The following is a 22,655-nucleotide window of genomic DNA, read 5'->3' as shown; positions in this document are numbered from 1 at the left end:
TCTGCCCAAGCCTGACGGTCAGGCAACGCCCCTTACAACCGCGCGGTCACCCGCGCGGTTTTTCTTGCGCCGCGCTACCATCGTGCGCATGCCTGCCCTTTCCGCCACCGCGTCGTCCCTGCCGCGCGACGCCGCCAGCATCCTGGAGCTGGCCGCGCGCAGCATGTTCGACCTGTTCGCAGGCGCCAGCGAGGGCATGCTGCTGGTGGACCGCGATGCGCGCGTGGTGTGGATCAACGACCAGTACCGCCGTTACCTGCCGGCGCTGGGCTTTCCGCGCGAGGAGGACTTCGTCGGCCACCCGGTGTCCAGCGTGATCCAGAACACGCAGATGCACCAGGTGCTCAAGACCGGCAAGCCGATCCTGATCGACCTGCTGAGCAACCGCGCCGGCACCTTCGTGGTCAGCCGCATCCGCTGCGCGACGACAGCGGCGAGGTGATCGGCGCGCTGGGCATCGTGCTGTTCGACCAGACCGGCACCAGCATGCAGCCGCTGGTGGCCAAGTTCGCCCAGCTGCAGCAGGAACTGCAGGAAGCGCAGCGCGAGCTGGCGGCACAACGCAGCAACCAGCCGGCCGGCCAGCGTCAGTCGCGCTACACGCTGGCCAGCTTCGTCGGCAGCAGCCCGGCGGCGGCCGAGGTCAAGCGCCAGGCGCGCCGCGCCGCGCAATCGCACAGCCCGGTGCTGCTGCTGGGCGAGACCGGCACCGGCAAGGAACTGCTGGCGCACGGCATCCACGCGGCATCGCTACGCGCGGGGCAGCCCTTCGTCAGCGTCAACATCGCCGCCGTGCCCGACACGCTGCTGGAGGCCGAATTCTTCGGCACCGCGCCCGGCGCCTACACCGGCGCCGACCGCAAGGGCCGCGTGGGCAAGTTCAAGCTGGCCGACGGCGGCACGCTGTTCCTCGACGAGATCGGCGACATGCCGCCCGGCCTGCAGGCCAAGCTGCTGCGCGCGCTGCAGGAGGGCGAGATCGAGCCGCTGGGCAGCAACCAGCTGGTGCCCTTCGACGTGCGCGTGATCGCCGCCACCAGCCGCGACCTGCCGGCCCTGGTGCAGTCCGGCCAGTTCCGGGAAGACCTGTATTACCGCCTCAACGTGCTGCCGGTGCGCGTGCCCCGCTGCGCGAGCGGCGCGGCGACGTTCCGGCGTTGATCGAGGTGCTGGGCGACGACATGGCGCACCGCGGCAGCCCGCCGCCCGAGCTGAGCGAAGGCGCCATCGCGCTGCTGGCGGCGCAGCAGTGGCGCGGCAACATCCGCGAACTGCGCAACGTGCTGGAGCAGGCGGCCTTGCGCAGCGACTCCGACCGGCTGGACGCCGCACTGATGGAAACGGTGCTACGCGAATCCGGCCTGGCCCAGGTGCAGCCCGCGCTGCCGCCCGAGCCGGCGCCACCCGATGCCGGCGCCCTGCTGCGGCCGCTGGCCGAGCAGGTGGCTGAGCTGGAACAGCGCGCCATTGCCACCGCCCTGCAGTCCACCGGCGGCAACAAGCTGGCGGCGGCGCGGCTGCTGGGCATCTCGCGCGCGACGCTGTATGAGCGGTTGCAGGCGCGTGAGGCGCGCTCAGCCAGCGTGGCCTGAACGCCAGAGGGCGCAGGCGATGCTACGGACAAACCCTGAACAAATTTCAGACAATTGACTGATATTCGAACAATTAATTTGTCTTTTTTAGTCAATTCGAGTCGCTTTCGATTGACGTCTGTTTGAAATCAACCGCTTAGCGCCTGGCACGTACTGTGCATTGGTTGTCTCGTCCTATTTCGTTTTGCATTGACAGGAGACGCACCATGCAACGCCGCACCCTCATCGCCATTGCCGCCCTGGCCGCCGCCGTGGGCGCCCCGCCCTGGCCCAGTCCGACATCAAGATTGCCCACATCTACAGCAAGACCGGCCCGCTGGAGGCCTACGGCAAGCAGACCCAGGCCGGCCTGATGATGGGCCTGAACTACGCCACCGGCGGCACCATGGCCGTGAACGGCCGCAAGATCACCGTGATCGAGAAGGATGACCAGGGCAAGCCCGACCTGGGCAAGAGCCTGCTGGCCGCCGCCTATTCCGACGACAAGGTCGACCTGGCCGTCGGCCCCACTTCCAGCGGCGTGGCGCTGGCCATGCTGCCCGTGGCCGAGGAATACAAGAAGATCCTGCTGGTCGAGCCGGCCGTGGCCGACTCGATCACCGGCGACAAGTGGAACAAGTACATCTTCCGCACTGGCCGCAACTCCAGCCAGGACGCCATCAGCAACGCCGTCGCCATCGACAAGGCCGGCACCAGCATCGTCACGCTGGCGCAGGACTACGCCTTCGGCCGCGACGGCGTGAAGGCGTTCAAGGACGCCGTCAAGTCCGCCAAGATCGTGCACGAGGAATACCTGCCGCAGAACACCACCGACTTCACCGCCGGCATCCAGCGCATCGTCGACAAGCTGAAGGGCGAGCCGGGCCGCAAGGTGGTCATGGTGATCTGGGCCGGCGGCACCCGCCGTTCGGCGCGCTGGCGGCGCAGGAGCTGAACAAGCGCTTCAACATCGACGTCGCCACCGGCGGCAACATCCTGCCGGCCATGGCCTCGTACAAGGCCTTCCCGGGCATGGAAGGCGCCACCTACTACTACTTCGGCATCCCGAAGAACCCGGTGAACGAGGCCATGGTGGCCGCCCACTACAAGGAATACAAGACCCCGCCCGACTTCTTCACCGCCGGCGGCTTCTCGGCCGCCATGGCCATCGTCACCGCGCTGAAGAAGACCAACGGCGACACCAACACCAACAAGCTCATCAGCACCATGGAGGGCATGAGCTTCGACACGCCCAAGGGCAAGATGACCTTCCGCAAGGAAGACCACCAGGCCATGCAGAGCATGTACCACTTCAAGATCAAGGCCGACCCGGCCTTCACTTGGGGCGTGCCTGAGCTGGTGCGCGAGATCAAGCCGGAAGAGATGCACGTGCCGATCCGCAACAAGCGGTAAACCGCCCACCCTGTGCCGGCTGCGCCGGCTGCGCTCAAGGGCGTCTTTGGCGGCCCGGCCAAGCCGGCTGCGCGGCGACCTGGGATCGCACTTTGTGAGAGCGGGCTTGCCCGCGATGGCGTGGTTCGCAAGAACCACCGCCTGCTCGCGGACAAGTCGGGTTTCGCCACGCGCTGGCCAAGCCGGCATTTCACCGATAGAAACTGCCTCCAGCGCTTATCCAGCAAGCGCCAGCAGCTACTGAATCATGAGCACCCTGTCCACCCAAGATCTCACCATACGCTTCGGCGGGCACGTGGCCGTGAACGCGGTCACCTGCGCGTTCGAGCCCGGCACGCTGACGGCCATCGTCGGGCCCAACGGCGCGGGCAAGACGACCTACTTCAACCTGATCTCGGGCCAGCTCAAGGCCAGCAGCGGCACGGTGCACCTGGGCGGGCAGGATCTGTCGAACCTGTCGCCCTCGGCCCGCACCAAGGCAGGCCTGGGGCGCGCCTTCCAGCTCACCAACCTGTTCCCTTCCTTGAGCGTGCTGGAGAACGTGCGCCTGGCGGTGCAGGCCACGCTGGACGGCCGCCACAAGCGCGGCCTGAACCTGACCAGCATCTGGAGCGACCACCAGAACCTGACGCAGCGCGCGGTCGAGATCCTCGAATCCGTCGCCATGGCCGACAAGCAGGACATGCCCGTGGCCAGCCTGCCGCACGGCGACCAGCGCAAGCTGGAGGTGGCGCTGCTCATGGCGCTGGATCCGCAGGTCTACATGTTCGACGAACCCACCGCCGGCATGAGCACGACGAGGCGCCCGTGATCCTGAACCTGATCCGCGCGCTGAAGCAGGACAAGAGCAAGATCATCCTGCTGGTGGAGCACAAGATGGACGTGGTGCGCGAGCTGGCCGACCGCATCATCGTGCTGACCAACGGCAGCCTGGTGGCCGACGGCGACCCGGCTGAGGTGATCGCCTCGCCGGTCGTTCAAGAGGCCTACCTGGGCGTGACGAAAGAGGAGGCCGAGGTATGAGGGCAGCCTTCAACAAGCTTGCGCAGAGGACGCAAAGGCCACGCAGAGAACGCAGAAAAGAAATTTTCTCTGGCTGCTTCTTCTGCGTTCTCTGCGAAATCTCTGCGTCCCCTGCGTTCGGTTTTCGGGAGTATCCGTATGAGCGACATCCTGCTGAAACTCGAGGGTGTGCACACCCACATCGGCGCCTACCACATCCTGCACGGCGTCGACCTCGAAGTGCCGCGCGGCCAGCTGACCATGCTGCTGGGCCGCAACGGCGCCGGCAAGACGACCACGCTGCGCACCATCATGGGCCTGTGGCAGGCCAGCCAGGGTCGCATCAGCTTCAACGGCCAGGACATCACCAAGAAGCACACGCCGCAGATCGCGCACCTGGGCATCGCCTACGTGCCCGAGAACATGGGCATCTTCGCCGACCTGACGGTGAAGGAGAACATGGTGCTGGCCGCGCGCCAGGCCAAGACCGCGGCGCACATCGACGAGGCGCGCCTGCAGTGGATCTTCAAGCTGTTCCCGGCGGTCGAGAAGTTCTGGAACCACCCCGCCGGCAAGCTGAGCGGCGGGCAGAAGCAGATGCTGGCCGTGAGCCGCGCCATCGTCGAGCCGCGCGAGCTGCTCATCATCGACGAGCCCAGCAAGGGCCTGGCGCCGGCCATCATCAACAACATGATCGAGGCCTTCCAGCAGCTGAAGGCCAGCGGCGTGACGATTCTGCTGGTGGAGCAGAACATCAACTTCGCCAAGCGCCTGGGCGACACCGTGGCGGTGATGGACGACGGCCGCGTGGTGCACAGCGGCACCATGGCCGCGCTCGCACAGGACGAGGCACTGCAGCAGCGGCTGCTGGGCCTGTCGCTGTAAACCGATTTATAAGAAATAGGCCTCTAGCGCCCGTCCAGCAAGCGCAAGCAGCTATTCATTCAGAAGCATTCACCTCGCCATGAAATCCCTCGACATCGACTACAAGCCGCTGCTGCTGGTTCCCCTGCTGGCGCTGGTGGCGCTGCCGCTGATTGGCTCCGGCTCCACCTGGCTCACGCTCACCGTGGCGGGCCTGGCCATGGGCATGATCATCTTCATCATCGCCTCGGGCCTGACGCTGGTGTTCGGGCTGATGGACGTGCTGAACTTCGGCCACGGCGTGTTCATCGCGCTGGGCGCCTTCGTCGCCACCAGCGTGCTGGGCGCCATGGGCGACTACACCAACTCGGCCGACATCTGGCGCAACCTGATGGCCGTGGTGCCCGCCATGGTAGTGGCCATGCTGGTGGCCGGCGCCGTCGGCCTGGCGTTCGAGCGCTTCATCGTGCGCCCGGTGTACGGCCAGCACCTGAAGCAGATTCTCATCACCATGGGCGGCATGATCATCGGCGAGGAGCTGATCAAGGTCATCTGGGGCCCGGCGCAGATTCCGCTGCCGCTGCCCGAGGGCATGCGCGGCTCCTGGCTGATCGGCGATGCCGCCGTCGAGAAATACCGCGTGGTCGCTGTCATCGTCGGCGTCCTCGTGTTTGCCGCCTTGGCCTGGACCTTGTCGCGCACCAAGGTCGGCCTGCTGATTCGCGCTGGTGTTCAGGACAGGGAAATGGTCGAATCGCTCGGCTACCGCATCCGGCGCCTTTTTATCGGTGTGTTCGTGGTGGGCAGCGCCCTCGCCGGCCTGGGCGGCGTGATGTGGGGCCTGTACCAGCAGAACGTGATTCCGCAGATGGGGGCACAGGTCAACATCCTGATCTTCATCGTCATCATCATCGGCGGGCTGGGCAGCACCACGGGTGCGCTGATCGGCGCGCTGATGGTGGGCCTGATGGCCAACTACACCGGCTTTCTGGCGCCCAAGGTGGCGCTGTTCTCCAACATCGCGCTGATGGTGGCCATCCTGCTGTGGCGCCCGCAAGGTGTCTACGCTGTCGCCAACCGCTGAGCGAACCGCTATGAACACGATAGCTTCCAGCGCCCGCACCACGGCCTCTGATGCCGGTTTTTCTTCAAACCCATTGACACCGGCTCCGCGCCGCCCCGCCATGCTCAGCCGCCTGCTCTCACACGATTTGCCACGCAACAAGTTGCTGGCCCTGATCCTCGTCGCCATCGTGCTGGGGCTGGCCTTCGCGCCCTTCCTGTTCCCCGGCGTCAAGGCGCTGAACGTGGCGGCCAAGGTGCTGATCTTCGTGGTGCTGGTGGCGGCGTTCGACCTGCTGCTGGGCTACACCGGCATCGTCAGCTTTGCGCACACCATGTTCTTCGGCATCGGGGCCTATGGCATCGCCATCGCCAGTTCGCGCATGGGCGCCAGCTGGAGCGCGCTGGCCGTGGGCGTGGGTGGCGCGCTGGTGCTGTCGCTGCTGCTGTCATTGGCGATCGGGCTGTTCTCGCTCAGGGTGCGGGCCATCTTCTTCGCCATGATCACGCTGGCCGTGGCGGCGGCGTTCCAGACGCTGGCCTCGCAACTGTCCGAATGGACCGGCGGCGAGGACGGCCTCACGTTCCGCCTGCCCGAGGTGCTCAGCCCCAGCTTCGAGCCGTTCGAGACCGAATTCCTCGGCGTGCTGATCGACGGCAAGATCATCACCTACTACCTGCTGTTCGTGGTCGCCGTGGTGCTGGTGCTGGCGCTGCTGCGCATCGTCAATTCGCCATTCGGCCGCGTGCTGCAGGCCATCCGCGAGAACGAATTCCGCGCCGAGGCCATCGGCTACCGTGTCGTCGTCTACCGCACGCTGTCGTCGGTGCTGTCGGCGCTGTTCGCCACGCTGGCCGGCTGCATGCTGGCGATCTGGCTGCGCTACAACGGGCCGGATACATCCCTTAGCTTCGAGATCATGATGGACGTGCTGCTGATCGTGGTCATTGGCGGCATGGGCACGATCTATGGTGCGGTCATCGGCTCGGTGCTGTTCCTGGTGGCGCAGAGCTACCTGCAGGATCTGCTGCGGCTGGCGAGCGAAGCCACGGCCAGCGTGCCGCTGCTGCCCGCCCTGCTCTCGCCCGACCGCTGGCTGCTGTGGCTGGGCGTGCTGTTCGTGCTCTCGGTCTATTACTTCCCCACCGGCGTCGTCGGCAAGCTGCGCGCACGCAGCGCGGCCAAGGCTGCGGCGCACTGAAGCCCGCGCACCGATCAGTCCCAAAGAAAACGACACCAGGAGACAAGCCATGAAACATCGCATCCATCCCATTGCCCTGGCCGCGCTGGCCGCCGGCGTGCTGTCCGCGTGCGGCGGCAGCAGCGGCGGCGACAAGCCGGAAGCGCCGCTGAACAGCGTGCCGGCGGGTGTCTGGGGCGTGCAGTTTCGCAGCTACGACGGCGCCGCAGACGACCTGCTGACCGCGGGCCTGGGCAAGACCGGCCTGCAGTCCGTCACGCCACCCGCCTACACCGATCCACTCAACCCCACGGCGGTGGAACTGCGTCGCGCGGCCATCTACAACAGCTATCGTTCACTGGTCGACATGACCGCGGCAGGCGGCTACGGCGTGCTCTATGGCCCCAACGTGGCGGCCGATGGGTCGGTGGGCACCGGCGAGGAAAGATCGCCGGCACCGAAGTGGTGGGCGTACTCGACGACGGCAGCGGCAAGCAGACCGTGACGCTGATGGCGCAAGTGCCGTCCACGTTCGACCCCAGGAATCCGTGCATCGTGACCGCTACCTCGTCGGGATCGCGCGGCGTTTACGGCGCCATCTCCACCGGCGAATGGGGGCTCAAGCGCGGCTGCGCGGTGGCCTATACCGACAAGGGCACCGGCGGTGCCCCGCACGATCTGCAGAATGACACCGTGCCCATGGTCGATGGCACGCGCAAGCGCGCGGCTGATACGGGCGGGCACTTCGCAACCGGCCCGCATTTTTGGGATCTGGTCTCCTTCAACGCCGGCCTCAGCGCCGCCGAGCTGACCGCCTTCAACACCGCCACGCCCAACCGCTTTGCCTTCAAGCACGCGCACTCGGGCCGCAACCCGGAGAAGGACTGGGGCCAGTTCACGCTTGCGGCGGTGCGTTTCGCGCTGTACGCCGTCAACCAGCAGTTCGGCGACGTCAACGACAAGGGCGAGCGCCTCGTCACCTTCACCCCGAACAACACGCTGGTCATCGCCTCCAGCGTCTCCAACGGCGGCGGTGCTGCGATTGCCGCCGCCGAGCAGGATGCAGACGGCCTGATCGACGGCGTGGCCGTGTCCGAGCCTGCCATCGAGCTGCCCGCCAACGCCGGTGTGGCCGTGCAGCGCGGCAGCGCGCGGGTGGCCACCGTGGGCCGGAACCTGATCGACTTCACCACCTACGCCAACCTTTACCAGGCCTGCGCCTCGCTGGCGCCGTCGCTGGCCGGTGCACCCTTCGGCGCCGCCTTTGCCGGGCTGTACAACCTGCCGGCGCTGCCCATTGCCGCCAGCCGCTGCACGGCGCTGCGGCAGGAGGGCCTGCTGAGCGCCGCCGCCAGCACCACCGCCCAGCAGGCCGAAGAGGCCCTGCTGCGCCTGCGCGACTACGGCTGGGAACCCGAATCGCTGGCACTGACGCCCTCGCACGCCGCGTTCGAGATTGCGCCCGCCGTGGCCGTGACCTTTGCCAACGCACTGGCGCGCGCCCGCGTCAGCGATCACCTGTGCGGCTTCAGCTTTGCCGCCACCGCCGCCGACGGCAGCGTGACCACGCTGGCCCCCGCCGCACTGGCCGCCATGTTCGCCACCGGCAACGGGGTGCCGCCATCGGCCGGCGTCAACCTGGTGAACAACCGCGCGGCGCAAGGGCCGGTGCGCGACTTCCTGAGCCTGGCCGCCAACGGCCTGCCCGACTGGAACCTGGACGGCGCGCTGTGCCTGCGCGATCTGGTCACCGGCAGCGGCGCCGCCGCGCAGCGCCTGCAGGCCGGCATGAGGGAAACCCAGCGCAGTGGCAACCTGCAGGGCAAGCCGGCCATCATCGTGCACGGCCGCGACGACGCGCTGCTGCCCGTCAACCACACTTCGCGCCCCTACTACGCGCTGAACAAGAAGGTGGAAGGCGCGGCCAGCAAGCTGAGCTACCTGGAGGTGGCCAACGCTCAGCACTTCGACGGCTTCATCGGCCTGCCGGCCGTGCTGCCAGGCTACGACAGCCGCTACGTGCCGCTGCATGTGTACCTGAACCACGCGCTGGACGCCGTGTACGACCACCTGAAGAACGGCAAGCCGCTGCCACCCAGCCAGGTGGTGCGCACCGTGCCACGCGGCGGCACCGCCGGCCAGGCGCCCGCCATCACCGCCGCCAACGTGCCTTTGCCCGCCGCCGTGCCGGCCGCGGCCGACCGCATCAGCGTGACGGGCGGGGACACCGTCGTCATCCCGGACTGACGCCGCCCACCCCTTCATCATCCGCAGAGAAGTCCATGTCGTTCACCTCCCACTACCTCACCTGCGCCGGGCGCGAGCTGCACTACACCGACTGGCGGCCCGCCGCCCCGTGCGCGGCACCGTGGTCGCCTGGCACGGCCTGGCGCGCACCGGGCGCGACATGGACGAACTGGCCGCGCACCTGTCGGCGCGCGGCTGGCGCGTGCTGTGCCCCGACATGGTGGGCCGCGGCCTCAGCCAGTGGGCCGAGCACCCGAAGGACGAGTACTGCCTGGCCTTCTATGCCCGCATCGCACGCGAGCTGCTGGTGCAACTGGGCATCGAGCACTGCCACTGGGTCGGCACCTCGATGGGCGGCGCCATCGGCACCGTGGCGGCGTCGGGCTACTTCGAGCCCGAACTCAAGAAACGCATCCGCAGCCTGACGCTGAACGACAACGCGCCGCAACTGGCACAGCCAGCCATCGAGCGCATCAAGGCCTACGCCGGCCAGCCGCCCGCCTTCGACCGCGTGACCGAACTGGAGGCCTTCCTGCGCACGGCGTACAAGCCCTACGGCTTTCTCACCGACGCGCAGTGGCGCCGCCTGACGGAAACCAGCACGCGCCGCCTGCCCGACGGCCGCGTGACGCCGCACTACGACCCGGCCATCGTCGGCCAGTTCATCCACTACCCCGACGATTACCTGATCTGGCACCACTACGACGCGCTCGACATCCCGGTGCTGCTGCTGCGCGGCGTCGACTCCGACCTGGTGCTGAAGGACACGGCCGAGCAGATGAGCACGCGCGGACCGGGCGCACGCGGCCAGCTGCAATGGGTGGAGGTGCCGGGCTGCGGCCACGCCCCGGCGCTGAACGTGGCCGAGCAGCTGAAGCTGGTCACCGACTTCATCGAACGCGCGCACCAGCCGGCCGCTGCCGTAGCGGCGTGATTTGAATGAAATCGGGCTTCAGCGCGCATGCAGCAAGCGCCAGCAGCTATTGTTGATATAGCAAACTGATCACGCCTTGGCCCCGGCCGCCAGTGCACGCTCGCGCGTGGCGGCGGCTTCGGCGGCTTGATCGGCACCGCGCGTCGGCCAGCCCTGCAGGTGGTCCTGCACGATCTCCGCCAGCGCTGCCAGCCAGGTGGGGTTGTCGTTCAGGCAGGGCACGTAGTGAAACTCCTGCCCACCCGCGGCCTTGAAGGCATCGCGCCCTTCAATGGCGATCTCCTCCAGCGTCTCCAGGCAGTCGGCCACGAAGCCGGGGCACACCACGTCCACGCGCTGCGTGCCGGCACGGCCCAGTTGCTCCAGCACCGTCTGCGTGGCCGGCTCCAGCCATTTCGCCTTGCCGAAGCGCGACTGAAAGCTCACCACCCACTCGCCGTCCTTCAGCGCCAGCCGCTCGGCCAGCAGGCGGGCGGTCTTCAGGCATTCGCAGTGGTAGGGGTCGCCCAGCGTCAGCGTGCGTTCGGGCACGCCGTGAAAGCTCATCACCAGCTTGTCGGGCCGGCCGTGCGCCTGCCAGTGCTGGTGCATCACGCGGGTCAGCGCGCGAATGTAGCCCGGGTCGTCGTGAAAGCGGTTGACGAAGCGCAGTTCGGGCACGTGCCGCACGCCGCGCGCCCAGGCGCCCACGGCGTCGATCACGCTGGCCGTGGTGGTACCCGAATACTGCGGGTACAGCGGCACCACCAGGATGCGGGTGCAGCCGCGTGCCTTCAGTTCATCGAGCTGCGACGCGATGGACGGGTTGCCGTAGCGCATCGCCAGCCGCACGCTCACGCTGTGTCCGCGCTCGCCCAGGTAGCCGCGCAGCATCGTCGACTGCTTGCGGCTCCACACCATCAGCGGCGAGCCCTCGGGCAGCCAGATCTGCTGATACTTGGCGGCCGATTTGGCCGGCCGCGTGCGCAGGATCACGCCATGCAGGATCGGCTTCAGGCCGCGGGCGGGATCTCCACCACGCGCGGGTCGCTCAGAAACTCGGCTAGATAGCGCCGCGTGGCCGCGGCCGTGGGTTCGTCGGGGGTGCCCAGGTTGCACAGCAGCACGCCGGTGCGCGCCGGCTGGCCATGCTGGTGGGCCGGTTCAGGTCGAAAACGCATGCGCTATTCTCGGTCATGCCCGTCGACCACCGTTTGCCCGCATGACCCATCAGCTGGACGTGTCCCGCATCCGCGCCATCACGCTTGATCTGGACGACACGCTGTGGCCCGTGTGGCCCACCATCCACCGCGCCGAGGATGTGCTGCGCGCCTGGCTGGACACCCAAGCCCCGCGCACCGCCGCCCTGGCGCGCGACAAGGAGACATCGCACCGCGCACGCCAGCAGGTGCAGATCAGCAGGCCCGATCAGACGCACGACCTGGCCGTGATGCGGCGCGAAGCCATCCGCCAGCTGCTGCACTGGGCCGGCGACGACCCGGCGCTGGCCGAGCCGGCCTTCGAGGTGTTCTTCGACGCGCGCCAGCAGGTCACGCTGTTCGACGATGCGCTGCCTGCGCTGCAGGCCTTGAGCGCGCGCTATCCGGTGGTCGCCCTCTCCAACGGCAACGCCGACGTGCACCGCATCGGCATCGGCCAGCACTTCCACGCTGCCATCAGCGCCGCCCAGTTCGGCGTCGGCAAGCCCGACCGCCGCATCTTCACCGCCGCCGCCCAGGCCGCCGGCGTACCCGAGAGCGCGGTGCTGCACATCGGCGACGACGCCCACCTGGACGGCGCGGGTGCCTTGGCCGCGGGCATGCAGCTGGCATGGATCAACCGCACGGCCGAGGCCTGGCCCGACGCCATCGACGGCCAGCCGCATGCCGTGGCGCAGGACATGCAGGCGCTGTGCCGCCTGCTGGGCATCTGAGGCCGGAAAAACAAAACCCGCTACCTTTTGAGTAGCGGGCTTGCCTTACTGCTGGCGGAGAAGGAGGGATTCAGACCCTCGATACGGAGAACCGTATACCGGATTTCGAGTCCGGCGCATTCGACCACTCTGCCACCTCTCCTGCTTTCGTGTCGAATCGCGCATTCTAGCAGCAGTCAGGGCGCGGGTTGCAGCACTTCCAGTCCGCCCAGGTAGGAACGCAGCGCCTTGGGCACGGTGATGGAGCCGTCGGCGTTCTGGTGGTTCTCCAGCACGGCGACGAGCGCGCGGCCGACGGCCAGGCCGCTGCCGTTGAGGGTGTGCACCAGTTCGTTCTTGCCGGCAGCGTTCTTGAAGCGAGCGTGCATGCGGCGCGCCTGGAAGGCTTCGCAGTTGCTGACGGAGCTGATCTCGCGGTAAGTGTCCTGCGCGGGCACCCACACTTCAAGGTCGTAGGTTTTACTGGCGCCGAAGCCCATGTCGCCGGTGCTGAGCAGCACCACGCGGTAGGGCAGTTCCAGCGCCTGCAGGATGGCCTCGGCGTGGCCGACCATTTCTTCCAGCGCGTCGTAGCTCTTGTCGGGGTGCGTGATCTGCACCATCTCGACCTTGTCGAACTGGTGCTGGCGGATCATGCCGCGCGTGTCGCGGCCGGCGCTGCCGGCTTCGGAGCGGAAGCACGGGGTGTGCGCGGTGAGCTTGATGGGCAGATCGGCCTCGGTCACGATCTCGTCGCGCAGCATGTTGGTCAGCGACACCTCGGAGGTGGGGATCAGGTACAGCAGTTCGCCCTCGCCTTCCTGCCCGCCTTTCTTGACGGCGAACAGGTCGGCCTCGAACTTGGGCAACTGGCCGGTGCCGCGCAGCGTGTCGGCGTTGACGATGTAGGGCGTGTAGCACTCGGTGTAACCGTGCTGCGTGGTCTGCACGTCCAGCATGAACTGCGCCAGTGCGCGGTGCAGGCGCGCGACGGGGCCGCGCATGAATGAAAAGCGCGTGCCGGCCAGCTTGACGCCGGTCTCGAAGTCCAGCCCCAGCTTCTCGCCCAGGTCGACGTGGTCGCGCACGGGAAGTCGAACGCGCGCGGCGCCAGGCCGTGCGGCGCCCAGCGGCGCACTTCGTGGTTGGCGGTTTCGTCGGCGCCCACGGGCACGCTGGCGTGCGGCAGGTTGGGCACGGCCAGCAGCAGCGCGCCAAGTTCGTCCTGGATCGCATCCAGCCGCGCGGCCGAAGCATCGAGTTCGTCCTTGATCGACGCCACCTGCGCCATCAGGTCGTCGGCGCTTTCGCCCTTGGACTTGCGCTGGCCGATCTGCTTGCTGGCGCTGTTGCGCTGCGCCTGCAGCTCTTCGGTGCGGGTCTGGATGGTCTTGCGCTCGGCTTCCAGCGCGGTGAAGGCGGCTTCGTCGAGGAAGGGCTGGGGATTCTTGCGGGTGGCCAGGCGCGCCAGAACGGTGCCCAGGTCTTTGCGGAGCAGCAGGGGATCAAGCATGGGCGCGATTGTAGGTGGCGCCCGCCGGCGTGCCCCGCCGGTGCGGGGCCGCTGGCACCATGGCGCAAGGCAGGGTCCAACAAGGGGGATCTTGCAGATTTTTTGTATACGAGAATCAGGCTCTAGCGCCCATTGATCGGGCGCAAGCAGCTATCAGTTTGAAACTGCAATATGGCGCCAAATGGCTATCGCCTGATTCAGACGCCTGGAGTGCCCACGGCCGGATGCGCCAGGCTCAGCTCAGATGCCCCAGGCTGGATTCACCCGCATCGTCCAGCTTCAGGCCCTTGGGCAGCGGGAACTTGATGGTTTCCTCCACGCCATCAAGCTTGCGCACCGACAGCGCGCCCAGCGCGCGCAGCCGCTCGATGACCTGCTGCACCAGGATGTCGGGCGCCGAGGCGCCGGCCGTGAGGCCGATGCGCGTCTTGCCTTCGATCCACTCGGCCCGCAGCTCCTCGGCGCTGTCGACCATGTAGGCGTCGGTGCCCAGCTTCAGCGCCACCTCGCGCAGGCGGTTGCTGTTGCTGCTGGTGGGACTGCCGACGACGATGACCACGTCGACCGCTTTCGACATCAGCTTCACCGCGTCCTGCCGGTTCTGCGTGGCGTAGCAGATGTCCTGCTGCTTGGGCTCGCGCACGTGCGGAAAGCGCGCCTTCACCGCCGCCGTGATGTCGGCCGCGTCGTCCACGCTCAGCGTGGTCTGCGTCACCACGGCCAGCTTGTCGGTCTGCGCGGGCTGGATGCGCGCCACGTCGGCCACGTCTTCCACCAGGTGGATGCCGCTGTCGAGCTGGCCCATGGTGCCTTCCACCTCGGGGTGGCCCTTGTGGCCGATCATGATGAATTCGTAGCCCTCGCGGTGCAGCTTGGCCACCTCGACGTGCACCTTGCTGACCAGCGGGCAGGTGGCGTCGAACACGCGAAAACCGCGCTGCTCGGCTTCGCGCTCGACCGACTTGGGCACACCGTGCGCGCTGAACACCAGCGTGGCGCCCGGCGGCACGTCGGCCAGCGCTTCGATGAAGATCGCGCCCTTGGCCTTGAGGTCGTTCACCACATAGGTGTTGTGCACGATCTCGTGGCGCACGTAGATCGGCGCGCCGAACTTGGCCAGGGCGCGCTCGACGATCTCGATGGCGCGGTCAACGCCGGCGCAGAAGCCGCGCGGCTCGGCCAGCAAAACTTCAGAGGGTTTCATCAGAGGATTCCGATCACTTCGACTTCGAAGGTGACGGGCTGCCCCGCCAGCGGGTGGTTGAAGTCGAGCCGCAACGCGCCATCGTCACGCACCGCCTGCACCACGGCGGCGAACTGGCCCTGGCCGTCGGGCGTCGGCAGGTGGATCACGTCGCCCACGGCATAGCGCTCCTGCGGGTCGCCCATGGCGTCCAGCTCCTTGCGCGCCAGCCACTGGATCATGTCGGGGTTGCGCTCGCCAAAGGCCTCGCCCGCGGGGATGTCGAACGCGGCGCGCGCGCCCTCGGCCAGGCCGACCAGGCGCTGCTCGACCACGGGCGACAGCTCGCCCGCGCCCAGCGACAGCGTGGCCGGCTTGCCGCCGAAGGTGTTGACGACATCGCCCTGCGGGCCGGCCAGGCGGTAATGCAGGGTGAGAAAGGAACCGGGTTCGACGACGCTCATGCCATGGGGTGGGCAGACTGCCCCAGATAAACTGCCCCGATTGTAGAAACCGCCCTGCCCCGCTGCCCGCATGTCGCTCAAAGACCTTCCCGCCGATGCGCGTCCGCGCGAGAAGCTGCTGGCCCGCGGCCCCGGCGCGCTGAGCGATGCCGAGCTGCTGGCGCTGCTGCTGCGCACCGGCACCGCCGGGCGCGGCGTGCTGCAGATGGCGCAGGAGGTGCTGCAAACATTCGGCGGCATCGCCGGCCTGCTGCACGCGGGCGCCGACGACCTGAAGCGCGTGAAAGGCCTGGGCGGCAGCGCCAAGCGCGCCGAGCTGATGGCCGTGCTGGAGCTGGCACGCCGCGCGCTGGCCGAGCAGCTGAAGGAGCGCGCCGCGTTCGACTCAGCCGCCGCCGTGAAGGACTACCTGCAACTGCACCTGGCGGCGCGCCCGCACGAGGTGTTCGCCGTGCTGTTTCTCGATGCGCAGCACAAGCTGATCGCGCTGGAGGAGCTGTTTCGCGGCACGCTCACGCAGACCAGCGTGTACCCGCGCGAGGTGGCGCTGCGCGCGCTGCACCACCACGCGGCGGCGGTGATCCTGGCGCACAACCACCCCAGCGGCGGCGTGCAGCCCAGCCGCGCCGACGAGGCGATCACGCAGAACCTGAAAAGCGCGCTGGCGCTGATCGACGTGCGCGTGCTCGACCATGTGATCGTGGCGCCGGGCCAGGCGTTGTCGATGGCCGAGAAAGGCCTCATATGACCCCCTGTGCCGCTGCGCGGCTTCCCCAGGGGACAACGCCACTGGTCGGCGCAGGTCCGGCCACGGCGTTCTGGCGCGGCCTGCTCCGCGGCCAGCGGTTCAGTCGAGCGGCGTGCATCCTGCGGATGCCGGAGATGAAGGTGAAATCGTTCCAGGAGCTGAAGGCCATCCGCGCCCGCCTGGCCGAGGCCGAAGCCCGCGCCGCCGAGGAAGCCGCCGCGCGCGCCGCGGCGGCGAAGCGGGCGCAGGCCGAGCAGAACCTGTTCGCCCGCGCCATCGGCCCCACGCAGCCGCTGCGCGCGCACGGGCGCGTGGTGCATGCGCCCGCGCCCACGCCGCCCGAGCCGCGCCAGCGCGTGCTGGACGAGCAGGCCGCGCTGCGCGAGGCGATTTCCGACGAGTTCGACACCAGCACCCTGCTGCACACCGACGAGCACCTGAGCTTTCGCCGCCCCGGCGTCGGCCCCGACGTGACGGCCAAGCTGCGGCGCGGCCACTGGGCGGTGCAGGCACAGATCGACCTGCACGGCCTGCGCACCGATGCGGCACGCGAGGCGCTGGGCCAGTTCCTGCGCGAGGCGACGAAAGCCGGCCTGCGCTGCGTGCGCGTGGTGCACGGCAAGGGCCTGGGCTCGCCCGGCAAGGCGCCGGTGCTGAAGGCCAAGGTGCACGGCTGGCTGATCCAGAAGAAGGAAGTGCTGGCCTACGTGCAGGCCCGGCCGCTGGAAGGCGGCGCGGGGGCCTTGATGGTGCTGCTGGCGGCGGCGGGGCGGGCGCCGCGCAGCGATTCATAGCCCAATCGGCCTCCAGCGCCCGTCCAGCAAGCGCTGGCAGCTATTTATTTTGATTAGCAACCGACCTCAGGCAGCGTGGTAGGAGCGGGCTTGCCCGCGATCAAGCGCTGGTTGCGACGAGACGCCTCATCGCGGGCAAGCCCGCTCCCACACAGCGGATGCAGCCCGCGCGTCATCTGATTCAATTCCAGATCAAGGCTGCAATAGCTCGTCATTCCGGCGCAAGCCGGAATCCGGCCTTCGCCGGGATGACGGTGATTGACGCATTGAATTGGAAATGGAATGAGACTTCTGGATGACCAGGTTATTAGGCAGCCTCCGGGGCTTGCAGCGCCGCCTCGCGCCGCACCTGCCTCGCCCGCCACAGCAGCAGCCCCAAGGCCAGTGCCGCCGGCAGCGCCAGCGCGGCGAAGGCGAGGCGGTAGCTGCCGCTGAAGCCCGCCAGCGCACCGAATGCCGGCGAGCCCAGCACCACGCCCATGAAGGTGAACATCAGCGTGCCGCCCGTGGCCGTGGCCGCCTGCCCCGGCGGCGCCTGGCGTGCCACGGTGGCCAGGTACACGCCGTTCCAGCCGATGGCCGAGGCACCCAGCAGCGCAACGATGGCCCAGATCAGCGCCGTCGGCCAGCCCGGCTGCAGCAGCGCCGTCAGCACGCTGCCCACGATCATCAGCACGGCCAGCAGCATCAGCGTGTTGCGCGGCCCCAGGCCGCGGTCGGCCACGGCGCCCCAGGCGATGCGGCCGACCACGCCGGCCAGCTGCGACACCGACAGCGCCGCGCCCGCGGCCAGCAGCGTCATGCCCAGCGACCCGTTCAGGTAGGTGACCATGTACGCCGTCACCGACACCTGCACCGCCGAGAACAGGAACGAGCACGCCGCCAGCACGGCCAGCGAGCGGTGCCCCAGCACCATGCCCACCGGCCTGAACAGCGCGCCCAGTGCCAGCGCCTGGCTGGGCTGGCGGTCGGCATCCAGCGCCGCGCGCAGCGGCTGCGACAGCACGGCGCACACCGCGCACACCCCGCCACCACGGCCAGCGTGCCCTGCCAGCCGAGCCACAGCGACAGCCCCGGCACCAGCGCACCCGCCAGCATGCCGCCCGCAGGCACGCCAGTCTGCTTGATTGAGAACACCAGCGCCATGCGGTGCGCCGGCGTGGTGAGCGCCAGCAGGTGCGAGCTGGCCGGCGTGATCGGCCCGTAGCCCGCGCCGATGCAGAGCGCGCCCAGCGCCACCGCCGGCAGCCAGGGCACGGCGCACAGCAGCAGGCCGATGGCGCACAGCGCCAGCCCGAGCTGGCTCACGCGGATGGCCCCCAGGCGCCGCACCAGCGTGCCACCGATCAGGCTGGACAGCATGGCCGCCAGATAGCACAGCGCCACGTAGGCACCCACCAGCGCGGGCGGCACGCCCAGCCCTGCGCCGCCACGGGCGCCATGGCCGGCAGCGTGAGCAGCGCCATCGACACCATGGCCTGGATGGCGGTGGTGACGGCCAGGCTCCACCAGGCGCTGGGTGGCTTCGGTGCGGCTGGGTCGCTCATGGCAAGTTGCGGTGGAACCGGCCTTGACGGTGATGACTCACGCGCGGTGCGCGAGCGCTGCATCGCGGGCAAGCCCGCTCCCACAACACGAAGGCGTCCGCAGGGACGAGCACGTGGCGCCGCAGGCGACTCAGCGGCGATGTCATCTGTTCCGCATGAAGTCCGCCGTCTGGAAGAAGCTCTGGTTCAGGCGCTGGCGCAGCGCATCGTCGACGCCGGTTTCGCGCATCGCCTGGTCCATGCACAGCACCCATTCGTCGCGCTCGCGGATGCCGATGGCGAACGGCAGGTGGCGCATGCGCAGGCGCGGGTGGCCGAAGCGTTCGATGTAGTGATCGGGCCCGCCGAGCCAGCCGCACAGGAACCAGAACAGCTTCTGCCGCGCGTCATCCAGCGTGCTGCCGTGGGTGGCGCGCACGGCGGCGTATTGCGGCTCCAGGTCCATCAGGTCGTAGAAGCGCTCGACCAGCGCACGCACCGCCGGCTCGCCGCCGATCCAGTCGAACGGCGTGGCGGTGTCGGTTTCTTGAGTCAAATCGGGCTCCAGCGCTTATGGGACGGGCGCTGACAGCTATCTTTAATGAAGCAACCAGCACCCGGATGCAAGCCTTCGATTCTAGGCGGCGCAGCGCGCTCAGGCTGGCGCCGCGGCCGTGGGTGCATCGCCTTCCGCGGCTGGCGGGTCCGCCAGCCCGTTGGCCGCGCGCACGGCCCGCTCGGTGGCGGCGGCCGCGGTGCTGGCGGCGTGCGCCTGCTCCTCGGTCGACCACAGAAAATGCGTCAGCGCCGCATCGCCATCGGGGTCTTCGGCGTCGGCATCGGCGGCCGGCTCGAACTCCAGCTTCAGCGGGTCGCCGTAGTCGCGCTGCAGGTTGATGCTGCTCTTGACGCCCACGGCGTCGAAGCTGCGCTTGAGCCAGCGCTTGGCGCTCTCCTGCCCCAGCTCGAACAGCTTCTCCAGCGTGGCGCGCTGCGGCGTCACCTTGCTGGAGGCCGGCATCCCGGCCAGCGCCGCGCCGCCGTCGATGCGGTGCATGTGCACGGGCTTCAGCCCCTCGCGCGCCACGCCGCTGGCCACAAGCTCGTTGACGAGCGCGATGGTGCGCATCTGCGCGATCAGGCTGGCGTTGAAGGTCAGGTCGTTGGCGCGGTCGGTGATCTCGGCCGCCGAGGTGGGCTTGCCGGCGCGCCGCAGCGGGTTGATCTGCACCAGCAGGATGTCGCTGGAGTCGCCCAGCGCCACCAGCGGGCCGAGCGCCGGGTTGGCCGAATAGCCGCCGTCCCAGTAGGTCTTGCCGTCGATCTCGGGCGCCTGGAACAGCTGCGGCAGGCAGGCCGAGGCCATCACCGCCTGCGCGGTCAGGCGCTTGCCGCTGAAGATTTCGGCGCGACCGGTTTCCACGTCGGTGGCGGCCACGTACACGCGCAGCGAGCGCAGCCGGCCCAGGCGGTCGAAGTCGATCTCGCGCTCGATCAGCTGGCGCAGCGGGTTGATGTCGAGCGGGTTGGTCTGATAGGGCGAAAAGCGCGTCAGCGCGCCGGGCAGCGCGCCCATCATCAGCCGGGTCAGGCGCGCGGTGCTTTCGCTGGCGGCGCCCAGCTCCATCACCCGCATCCACACGCGGGCCAGCGCCGCACGGGCGCCTTCGTACGGGTCCTGCCGCTCGGCCTGCGCCTGCGCCCAGCCGTGGGCCAGCGCCACGGCGTTGACGGCGCCCGCGCTGGTGCCGCTGATGCCGGAGGGCCGCAGCCGGCCGTCCATCAGCAGGGCGTCCAGCACGCCCCAGGTGAAGGCGCCGTGCGCGCCGCCGCCCTGCAGCGCAAGGTGAATGATTTTCGAGGTCTCGGTGGTGGTGTCACTCATGGCAGCAGTGGACCACATGCAAGCCGAAAGACTTAGGCATTAACCCTGACTATCGGCCTTCGCCTACAGAGCGCCGACTCTAATTCACCAAGCTGGTGCACGCTGGTGGCCGCCGCGCCACGCGCGGGCCACTCATCGGCCACGCTCACTGGCCCAGGTCGATGCGGTACACCGTGTAGGTGCCGGTGCCGTTGTTGACGCCGGTGTCGTCGGCCCTGTCGACGCTGACGTTGGCCAGGCCCGCCGCCTGCGCCACGCCGAGTTCGTCCTTGCCGGACTTGAACAGCACCTTGCCCGCCGTGGCCACCCTGGCAAAGCGCCAGCTGCTGGTGGCGCCGTTGGCGGCGCGGGTGATGTTCTGCCGCGCCTTGACGTAGTTCAGCACCACCTCGCGGTTGGCGTCGGGCGCGGCCCAGATGATGTCGAAGCTTTGGCCCGTGCCCAGGATGTAGCGCGCGCTGCTGTTGGCGCGGTAGTTGTTGGTGGCGACGATGAATTCCTGCGCCGGGTCCATGGGCTGGCCCTGGTAGGTCAGGTTCTTGATGCGTTCGCCGCCCTGGCCGGGGTTGTTGACGTTGTACGTGGGCTGCGTCACGTCGATCTCGTAGCCGATGTCGGGCGAGGTGAACACGTCGTAGTTGTAGCCGGGGAAGGCCGAGCCGGGCTGCACGCCGGTCTTGCTGTCGTTGATGAGCCACTGGTCGGCGGTGCTGGTGGGGTCGATGCGGTTGAAGCGGTGGGCCGCGTTCTCCAGCCACAGTTTGATCTGCGCGCCCGTCACCTTGACGGCGTGGATGGTGTTGTTGTCGTACAGGTACAGGTCGGCGGCGGCGGCCACGGTCATGGTGCCGGCCTTGACGTCGGTGTAGTCGGTGGCACTGGCGTAGCCGGCCTTGAACGGCGCGGTGACCGACAGCACCGGCAGGTGCGCGTACTGCGGCAGGCTGGCCTTCACGTAGCGGGCCACGTAGTCCTGCTGCGCCTGGTTGACGATCTGCAGCGCGCCGACGTCGCCCACGTCGGCAAACATGGAGCTGAGGCGGAAATCGCTGGTACCAATGGGCGAGGCGACGTAGGCGCGGGTCTTGTCGTGCAGCGGCTGAACCGCGGCGGCCACGGCGGCGTCGGGCGCGACGTAGGTGTTGGGGTTGCTGCCGGTCTGGATGCTGCGCACCTGCACGTCGGTCCTGGCGGTGTCGGGCGACCACTTCTTCGCCGCGCCGTCCCACTTGAGCGCGTAGTTGATGACACCCAGCGCCTTGCCCCACGAGCTGGGCATGACGGCGGGCACGCCGTTGACGGTGCCCCTGGCGTTGTCGGCGCCGTCGAAGCGGTAGGCCGGGTTGGCGCCGCGGTCGGGGAACACGCCGTGCTCATGGCCCATCACGATGCCGTCGATGCCCGGCACGTCCTTGGTGATGTAGTGGCCGGGGTTTTCCATCAGCGGGACATAGCCATTGGCGTTCATGCCGCCGTGCAGCAGCACGAACACCAGATCGGCCCCCTTGGCGCGCACCTCGGGCACGTATTTGGCGGCGGTGTCGCGGCCGTCCTGGGTGCTGACCTTGCCGTCGAGCTTGTCCTTGTCCCAGTTCAGGATGCCGGGGGTGGTGATGCCGATGACGCCGATCCTGATCGGCAACGTGACGGTCTTGCCGTCTTCCTGGGTCGCGGTCAGATTGCGCTCCAGGATGACGTAGGGGTCGACCAGCGGCTTGCCGGTCTTCAGGCTGGTGACGTTGGCCGTGACGACTGGGAAGCCCGGGCCCTTGTCCTTGCTGCCGATCTTCGGATCGACACCGTCGACCTCCAGGCCACCGCCCAGAATCTGGCTCAGGTAAGGCAGGCCGAAGTTGAATTCGTGGTTGCCCAGCACGCCGGCGTCGTACTTCAGCACGCCCATGGCCTGGTACATGGTCAGCTGCTGCGTGGGCGGGATGGGCGCGACCTGCGCCTCGTAGGTGCCCAGCACCGAGCCCTGGATGGTGTCACCGTTGTCCACCAGCAGGTTGTTCGGAAATTCGGCGCGCGCCTGGCGGATCAGCGTGGCGGTGCGCTCCAGGCCCACGGACGGGTCTTCGCGGCCGGCGTAGTAGTTGTAGCTGCGCGCGTAGTAGTGCAGGTCGGTGGTGCTCAGCAGCGCCAGTTGCGCGGTGGCGTTCTGCGCGGCGGGCGCCGGGGTGTCGTCATCGCTGCCGCCGCACGCGGTCAGCGCGGTGGCGACGAGCAGCGAGAGCATGAAGGGGCGACGGGCAAGAAAGGAATGAGCGTGGGGCATGGCGCGCGGGGCTGGGATAAAAGCCGGATGCTGACCACCGCACATGACAGCGCGTTGAAGCCGGGGTGGCGATGATGTAACCCTTCATGACACGGCCCT

12 protein-coding genes, 1 tRNA gene and 8 pseudogenes are annotated in these 22,655 nt (G+C 68.4%); 11 read left to right on the top strand and 10 right to left on the bottom strand.

The window, feature by feature from the left end:
- Positions 1-88 precede the first annotated feature (88 nt).
- The 8 genes and pseudogenes from H0I39_RS14115 (at position 89) to H0I39_RS14080 (ending at position 10,274) form a co-directional block, all read left to right on the top strand.
- Positions 89-1,592 (top strand): annotated as a pseudogene (locus tag H0I39_RS14115) (sigma-54 interaction domain-containing protein).
- Positions 1,593-1,798: 206 nt separating this feature from the next.
- Positions 1,799-2,984 (top strand): annotated as a pseudogene (locus H0I39_RS14110) (substrate-binding domain-containing protein).
- Positions 2,985-3,231: 247 nt separating this feature from the next.
- Positions 3,232-4,007 (top strand): annotated as a pseudogene (locus H0I39_RS14105) (ABC transporter ATP-binding protein).
- 138 nt (positions 4,008-4,145) lie between these two features.
- Positions 4,146-4,871: an ABC transporter ATP-binding protein gene (locus H0I39_RS14100; RefSeq protein WP_180550933.1), complete on the top strand. Its 726-nt coding sequence runs from the start codon at positions 4,146-4,148 to the stop codon at positions 4,869-4,871.
- A gap of 79 nt (positions 4,872-4,950) precedes the next feature.
- On the top strand, positions 4,951-5,934 hold the full coding sequence (locus tag H0I39_RS14095) for a branched-chain amino acid ABC transporter permease (protein WP_180550932.1): 984 nt from the start codon (positions 4,951-4,953) through the stop codon (positions 5,932-5,934).
- 100 nt (positions 5,935-6,034) lie between these two features.
- Entirely contained in the window at positions 6,035-7,114 is a 1,080-nt protein-coding gene (locus tag H0I39_RS14090; protein WP_180550931.1) for a branched-chain amino acid ABC transporter permease, read from the top strand.
- A 157-nt stretch (positions 7,115-7,271) separates the two neighbouring features.
- Positions 7,272-9,340: pseudogene (locus H0I39_RS14085) on the top strand (3-hydroxybutyrate oligomer hydrolase family protein).
- 35 nt (positions 9,341-9,375) lie between these two features.
- A pseudogene (locus tag H0I39_RS14080) lies at positions 9,376-10,274 on the top strand (alpha/beta fold hydrolase).
- A gap of 69 nt (positions 10,275-10,343) precedes the next feature.
- Here the strand turns inward: H0I39_RS14080 and hemH are convergent.
- Positions 10,344-11,434 (bottom strand): annotated as a pseudogene (hemH, locus tag H0I39_RS14075) (ferrochelatase).
- Between the two features lie 41 nt (positions 11,435-11,475).
- Here hemH and H0I39_RS14070 point away from each other — a divergent pair.
- Entirely contained in the window at positions 11,476-12,186 is a 711-nt protein-coding gene (locus H0I39_RS14070) for an HAD family hydrolase (RefSeq protein ID WP_180550930.1), read from the top strand.
- A 52-nt stretch (positions 12,187-12,238) separates the two neighbouring features.
- Here H0I39_RS14070 and H0I39_RS14065 read toward each other — a convergent pair.
- The 4 genes and pseudogenes from H0I39_RS14065 to H0I39_RS14050 form a co-directional block, all read right to left on the bottom strand.
- Positions 12,239-12,328 (bottom strand) — tRNA-Ser (locus H0I39_RS14065).
- Positions 12,329-12,362: 34 nt separating this feature from the next.
- Positions 12,363-13,678 (bottom strand): annotated as a pseudogene (gene serS, locus H0I39_RS14060) (serine--tRNA ligase).
- A gap of 235 nt (positions 13,679-13,913) precedes the next feature.
- Complete coding sequence (gene ispH / locus H0I39_RS14055; RefSeq protein WP_180550929.1) at positions 13,914-14,882, bottom strand: 4-hydroxy-3-methylbut-2-enyl diphosphate reductase; 969 nt, start codon at positions 14,880-14,882, stop codon at positions 13,914-13,916.
- Positions 14,882-15,325 (bottom strand): FKBP-type peptidyl-prolyl cis-trans isomerase, encoded by a 444-nt coding sequence (locus tag H0I39_RS14050; RefSeq protein WP_180550928.1) that lies wholly within the window; start codon positions 15,323-15,325, stop codon positions 14,882-14,884. The genes ispH and H0I39_RS14050 overlap by 1 nt, the downstream gene beginning before the upstream one ends.
- A 70-nt stretch (positions 15,326-15,395) precedes the next feature.
- On the opposite strand from H0I39_RS14050, the gene radC reads away from it, so the two are divergent.
- Positions 15,396-16,073, top strand: a complete 678-nt coding sequence (gene radC, locus H0I39_RS14045) for a RadC family protein (protein ID WP_180550927.1) — start codon at positions 15,396-15,398, stop codon at positions 16,071-16,073.
- 134 nt (positions 16,074-16,207) lie between these two features.
- Entirely contained in the window at positions 16,208-16,867 is a 660-nt protein-coding gene (locus H0I39_RS14040) for a Smr/MutS family protein (protein ID WP_180550926.1), read from the top strand.
- A 307-nt stretch (positions 16,868-17,174) separates the two neighbouring features.
- Here the strand turns inward: H0I39_RS14040 and H0I39_RS22380 are convergent.
- The 5 genes and pseudogenes from H0I39_RS22380 to H0I39_RS14020 form a co-directional block, all read right to left on the bottom strand.
- A pseudogene (locus tag H0I39_RS22380) lies at positions 17,175-18,229 on the bottom strand (MFS transporter).
- Entirely contained in the window at positions 18,214-18,414 is a 201-nt protein-coding gene (locus H0I39_RS22370; RefSeq protein WP_257645801.1) for a hypothetical protein, read from the bottom strand. The pseudogene H0I39_RS22380 and the gene H0I39_RS22370 overlap by 16 nt, the downstream one beginning before the upstream one ends.
- 142 nt (positions 18,415-18,556) lie before the next feature.
- Positions 18,557-18,949, bottom strand: coding sequence for a group II truncated hemoglobin (locus H0I39_RS14030; protein ID WP_180550925.1), 393 nt, complete (start codon positions 18,947-18,949; stop codon positions 18,557-18,559).
- A 99-nt stretch (positions 18,950-19,048) separates the two neighbouring features.
- Positions 19,049-20,278: a patatin-like phospholipase family protein gene (locus H0I39_RS14025; RefSeq protein WP_180550924.1), complete on the bottom strand. Its 1,230-nt coding sequence runs from the start codon at positions 20,276-20,278 to the stop codon at positions 19,049-19,051.
- 145 nt (positions 20,279-20,423) lie between these two features.
- Entirely contained in the window at positions 20,424-22,556 is a 2,133-nt protein-coding gene (locus H0I39_RS14020) for a bifunctional 2',3'-cyclic-nucleotide 2'-phosphodiesterase/3'-nucleotidase (RefSeq protein WP_180550923.1), read from the bottom strand.
- Positions 22,557-22,655: the final 99 nt, after the last annotated feature.

This window comes from Ottowia beijingensis (genome assembly GCF_013423955.1).
Lineage (GTDB): Bacteria > Pseudomonadota > Gammaproteobacteria > Burkholderiales > Burkholderiaceae_C > Ottowia > Ottowia beijingensis.
The sequence above is the reverse complement of the archived record's forward strand: the minus strand, read 5'-3'. Positions and strand labels throughout refer to the sequence as shown.

Bases quoted from the DNA above. Each gene is read 5' to 3' on its own strand.
- ispH (WP_180550929.1), bottom strand. From the start codon at position 14,882: ATGAAACCCTCTGAAGTTTTGCTGGCCGAGCCGCGCGGCTTCTGCGCC.
- H0I39_RS14050 (WP_180550928.1), bottom strand. From the start codon at position 15,325: ATGAGCGTCGTCGAACCCGGTTCCTTTCTCACCCTGCATTACCGCCTG.
- H0I39_RS14090 (WP_180550931.1), top strand. From the start codon at position 6,035: ATGCTCAGCCGCCTGCTCTCACACGATTTGCCACGCAACAAGTTGCTG.
- H0I39_RS14100 (WP_180550933.1), top strand. From the start codon at position 4,146: ATGAGCGACATCCTGCTGAAACTCGAGGGTGTGCACACCCACATCGGC.
- H0I39_RS14020 (WP_180550923.1), bottom strand. From the start codon at position 22,556: ATGCCCCACGCTCATTCCTTTCTTGCCCGTCGCCCCTTCATGCTCTCG.
- H0I39_RS14070 (WP_180550930.1), top strand. From the start codon at position 11,476: ATGACCCATCAGCTGGACGTGTCCCGCATCCGCGCCATCACGCTTGAT.
- H0I39_RS14095 (WP_180550932.1), top strand. From the start codon at position 4,951: ATGAAATCCCTCGACATCGACTACAAGCCGCTGCTGCTGGTTCCCCTG.
- H0I39_RS14040 (WP_180550926.1), top strand. From the start codon at position 16,208: ATGAAGGTGAAATCGTTCCAGGAGCTGAAGGCCATCCGCGCCCGCCTG.
- H0I39_RS14025 (WP_180550924.1), bottom strand. From the start codon at position 20,278: ATGAGTGACACCACCACCGAGACCTCGAAAATCATTCACCTTGCGCTG.
- radC (WP_180550927.1), top strand. From the start codon at position 15,396: ATGTCGCTCAAAGACCTTCCCGCCGATGCGCGTCCGCGCGAGAAGCTG.
- H0I39_RS22370 (WP_257645801.1), bottom strand. From the start codon at position 18,414: ATGAGCGACCCAGCCGCACCGAAGCCACCCAGCGCCTGGTGGAGCCTG.